The 4,215-nt window shown below is 69.9% G+C and carries 4 protein-coding genes; 3 read left to right on the top strand and 1 reads right to left on the bottom strand.

Annotated features, from left to right (window positions below):
• The first annotated feature begins 63 nt into the window (after positions 1-63).
• Both flgK and ACILRF_RS14930 read left to right on the top strand, forming a co-directional pair.
• Positions 64-2,166 carry a flagellar hook-associated protein FlgK gene (gene flgK / locus ACILRF_RS14925; RefSeq protein ID WP_395674265.1) on the top strand — a complete coding sequence of 701 codons (2,103 nt, stop codon included), beginning with the start codon at positions 64-66 and terminating at the stop codon, positions 2,164-2,166.
• A 13-nt stretch (positions 2,167-2,179) separates the two neighbouring features.
• Complete coding sequence (locus ACILRF_RS14930) at positions 2,180-3,109, top strand: flagellin (protein ID WP_395674267.1); 930 nt, start codon at positions 2,180-2,182, stop codon at positions 3,107-3,109.
• 21 nt (positions 3,110-3,130) lie between these two features.
• On the opposite strand, the gene ACILRF_RS14935 is transcribed toward ACILRF_RS14930, so the two are convergent.
• Entirely contained in the window at positions 3,131-3,322 is a 192-nt protein-coding gene (locus ACILRF_RS14935; protein ID WP_395674269.1) for a hypothetical protein, read from the bottom strand.
• 140 nt (positions 3,323-3,462) lie between these two features.
• On the opposite strand from ACILRF_RS14935, the gene ACILRF_RS14940 reads away from it, so the two are divergent.
• Positions 3,463-4,215 (top strand): MnmA/TRMU family protein (locus tag ACILRF_RS14940; RefSeq protein WP_395674271.1); only part of this gene is annotated, 753 nt, incomplete at its 3' end.

Here is a 4,215-nt window from a genome sequence, read left to right on the forward strand (position 1 = left end):
TCTAAGATTTTCCCGGCAGAATCCGCCGGGTCGCGCAGCCTTTGCCGGGCGGAGAGCTAGACGATGTCGCTCAACGTGACGCTCAAGACCGCGACGTCCGGGCTGATGGCGGCCCAGACCGGGCTGCGCGCGGTTTCCGACAACATCTCGAACGTCAACACGCCCGGCTACGTCCGCAAGACGGTCGAGCAGCGGCCGGTGGTGGTCAACGGCGTCGGCATGGGCGTCGAGGTCACCGCTGTCAAACGGGTCACCGACCAGTACCTCCAGCTCGCCACCCTGACCGCCAGCTCCGACGCCGCCCGCTGGAACGTCGTCTCGGAGTATTTCGACAACGCCCAGGCGCTGTTCGGCAACCCGTCCAGCGACGCCTTCTTCTTCAACCGGCTCGACAAGGCCTATGCCTCCTTCGCCGCCGCCGCCGACGATCCCTCATCCAGCCTGGTGCGCAGCCAGGCGCTGGCCAACGTCCAGGACTTCCTGTCCGAGGCTGGGCGCATCAACACCCAGCTGCGCGAGATCGGCCGCACGGTCGATGCGCGCATCGGCTCGAACGTCGAGCGGGCCAACGACCTCCTGGAAGAGATCAACCGCCTCAACGCCGACATCAGCCGCGCCTGGCTGATCGAGCAGGACTCCTCGGGCTCGGAGAACATCCAGTCCGGCCTGATCGACGAGCTTTCCAGCCTGATGAGCGTTCAGGTCGTCCGCCGGCCGGGCGGCGGCGTCGACATCCGCTCGGCCGAGGGCGTCAAGCTGGCCGGCGACGGCGCCGCGACCCTGACCTATGTCCGGTCCGACTCCACCCCCGGCTATATCCAGGTCTCTCCGGCCGGCGGCATCGGCTCGCCGCAGGCGATCCAGGTCCCCGGCGGCGAGATCCGCGGACTCCTCGACCTGCGCGACCAGAAGCTGCCCGGCCTCGCCGACCAGCTCGGCGAGTTCGTCGCCCGCGCCGCCGAACGCCTCAACGCCGCCCACAACGCCGCCAGCGCCATGCCGGCGCCGAACGCCCTGACCGGTCGCCTGACCGGCTTCGATCTGCCGACCGCGATCGGCGGCTTCACCGGCCAGACGACGCTGGCCGTCGTCAATTCGGCCGGCGTGGTCCAGCGGCAGGTGCAGATCGACTTCGACGCCCAGACCATGAGCGTCGACGGCGGCCCGGCGACCGCCTTCGCCGCCGGCAGCTTCCTGGCCGACGTCAACACCGCCCTTGGCGGCGCGGCGACCGCCACCTTTACGGACGGCGCCCTGTCGCTGACCGCCGCGAACCCCTCCAACGGCCTCGCCGTCGACGAAGGCACGTCGCAGAAGGCCGGCCGCGGCTTCTCTCACTTCTTCGGTCTCAACGACCTCGTCCGTTCGCAGGGCTACACCACCTACGAGACCGGCCTCACCACCGCCGATCCGCACGGCTTCACGCCCGGCGATCAGGTCAAGTTCATGGTCTCCCAGGGCGACGGCCGGCCGCTGCAGGAGGTGACCGTCACCATCCCGGCCGGCACGACGATGGCCGACCTGCTGGCGACGCTGAACAGCCCGGCGACCGGCGTCGGGCTCTATGGCCAGTTCAGCCTCAACGCCAATGGGGCCCTCAGCTTTGCCGGCGTCGCGCCGGCCGACGCCCGGCTGTCGGTCATCACCGACGCCACCCAGCGCGGGGCCGGCGGTCCGTCGGTCAGCCAGCTGTTCGGCCTCGGGACCGCCGAGCGGTCGGCCCGCGCCGGCCGCTTCCAGGTCAACGCCGCCCTGACCAACGATCCGACCAAGCTCGCCTTCGGCAAGCTCGACCTCACGGTCGCCGCCGGCCAGCCCAGCCTGCGGCCGGGCGACGGCCGCGGGGCCTTGGCCCTGTCGACCTCCGGCGAGGTCGTCACCGGCTTCCAGGCGGCCGGCACGCTCGGCAACGTGGCGATGAGCGTCTCGCGCTACGCCGGCGAGTTTGGCGGCTCGATCGGCCGCGAGGCGGCCTCCGCCGAGACCCGCGCCAAGAGCGCCGAGGCGGTGCTCAACGAGGCCAACGCCCGCCGCCAGTCGATCGAAGGGGTCAACCTCGACGAGGAGCTGGTCAACCTCACCACCTACCAGCAGGCGTTCAACGCCTCCGCACGCATGATCCAGGCGGCGAACGAACTGTTCGACCTCCTGGTCCAGATGGTCTGAGGAGGACCGTCCGATGGTCACCCGCGTCTCCACCGCCGGCAACTACAACTCGGTCCTCGCCAATCTGCTCGCCGCGCAGGCGCGCCAGTCGGAGGCCAACGACCGCGTCTCGACCCAGAAGCTCGGCTCGGACCTCAAATCCTACGCCCGCAACGCCGAGATGCTGACGGCCATGCGCTCCACCCAGACGCGGCTGGAGTCCTACGCCGACCAGGGCATGATGATGTCCGACAAGCTGGCGACCCAGGACATGGCCCTGAACCAGGTCGCCGGCGCCGCCACCGCCAGCCGCCAGGTGATCCTCGACGCCGTCGCCGCCGGCGACGCCGGGGCGCTGATGGAGGAGCTGGAGGCCCAGTTCCGCAACGCCGTGCAGGGCATGAACACCCGCTACGGCGGCAAATTCCTGTTCGCCGGCGGACAGGTCGACACCCAGCCGGTGACCGCCCAGTCGATGGCCGATCTGACGGCGGCGCCGATCGCCAGCTTCTTCAAGAACGACGACTTCCTGACCAAGGCGCAACTCGACGACTCCACCGTTGTCACCACCGGCATTCTGGCGACCGAGCTCGGAACCGAGCTGCTCACCGCCTTCGAGGCGATCCAGGATTTCCACGCCAGCGGCCTTGGCCCGCTCGACGGCAAGCTGACCGACGCCCAGGCCTCGTTCCTGGAGAGCCAGCTTGCGGCCTGGGAGAACATCCGCTCCGACCTCACGGTCGTCACCGGTCGCAACGGCCTCGTGCAGCAGCGCGTCGATCAGGTGCTCGACAACATCGAGACCCGCGGCGCCACACTGGCCGGCATGATGGGCGACGTCACCGACGCCGATCCGGCCAAGGCGATCACCGAGCTCCAGGCGGCGCAGTTCTCGGTCCAGGCGGCGGCGCAGGTGTTCATGACCCTGCAGAGCACCTCGCTGCTCAACCTCCTGCAGCGGTAGGCCCCTTAGGGGGAGAAGGCTTCAGGCGTCCAGCAGCAGCGGCCCGCCGAGCCGCGCCACCAGGCGCTCGCCTTCATAGACTTCCGCCGCATACTCGCCGGCATAGGCGTCCTCGGCGCGCTGCAGGGCGGCCGTGTCCTGCGCGACCGTCGTCGACAGCTCCCGCGTCACCTGCTCGTCGCGGTTCAGCACGTAGATCCGGTACTCGGTCATCGCTTGCCTTCCCTCGATGGGAAGAACCTGAACCGGCAATGCCGCTTTTCTGTGACGCTTGTCCGCAGGCGGCTGTCTCATCGGGGGTGAGGACGGTCCGCCCCTCGCAAACCCGAGCCGCCACAGCTACATAGGCCCCGATGACCGCCCACGCCGCCATCGCCGCGTCCCCGTCCGACGACCTCGTCCAGGTCGTCCGCGACGCCGTGCGCCTGCCGCAAGGCGCCCGGATTGTGGCGGCCATGTCCGGCGGGGTGGACTCGACCGTCACCGCCGCCCTGCTGGCCCGAGCCGGCTACGACGTCGTCGGCGTGACCCTGCAGCTCTACGACCACGGCGCGGCGATCCAGAAGAAGGGCGCCTGCTGCGCCGGCCAGGACATCCACGATGCGCGGATGGCGGCCGACGCCATCGGCATTCCGCATTACGTCCTCGACTACGAAAGCCGCTTCAAGCAGCAGGTCATCGAGGACTTCGCCGACAGCTACCTGCGCGGCGAGACGCCGATCCCCTGCATCCGCTGCAATCAGACGGTGAAGTTCCGCGACCTGCTGGACGTGGCGCGGGACCTCGGCGCCCAGGCCATGGCCACCGGCCACTACGTCCGCCGCGAGGTGGGGGCGGCCGGTCCCGAGCTGCACCGCGCCTTCGACCCGGCCCGTGACCAGTCTTACTTCCTGTTCGCCACCACGGCGGAACAGCTCGACTTCCTGCGCTTCCCGCTCGGCGGCCTGCCGAAGCCGGCGGTCCGCGCGGCCGCCCTGGATCTCGGCCTGACGGTCGCCGCCGACAAGCCGGACAGCCAGGACATCTGCTTCGTGCCGGAGGGGCGCTACACCACCCTCATCGACAGGTTGCGCCCGCACGGGGCCGAACCCGGAGACATCGTCCAC

Origin of the sequence: Phenylobacterium sp., from assembly GCF_044236515.1 — a bacterium.
Classification (GTDB): Bacteria; Pseudomonadota; Alphaproteobacteria; order Caulobacterales; family Caulobacteraceae; genus Phenylobacterium.

Bases quoted from the DNA above. Each gene is read 5' to 3' on its own strand.
- ACILRF_RS14930 (WP_395674267.1), top strand. From the start codon at position 2,180: ATGGTCACCCGCGTCTCCACCGCCGGCAACTACAACTCGGTCCTCGCC.
- flgK (WP_395674265.1), top strand. From the start codon at position 64: ATGTCGCTCAACGTGACGCTCAAGACCGCGACGTCCGGGCTGATGGCG.
- ACILRF_RS14935 (WP_395674269.1), bottom strand. From the start codon at position 3,322: ATGACCGAGTACCGGATCTACGTGCTGAACCGCGACGAGCAGGTGACG.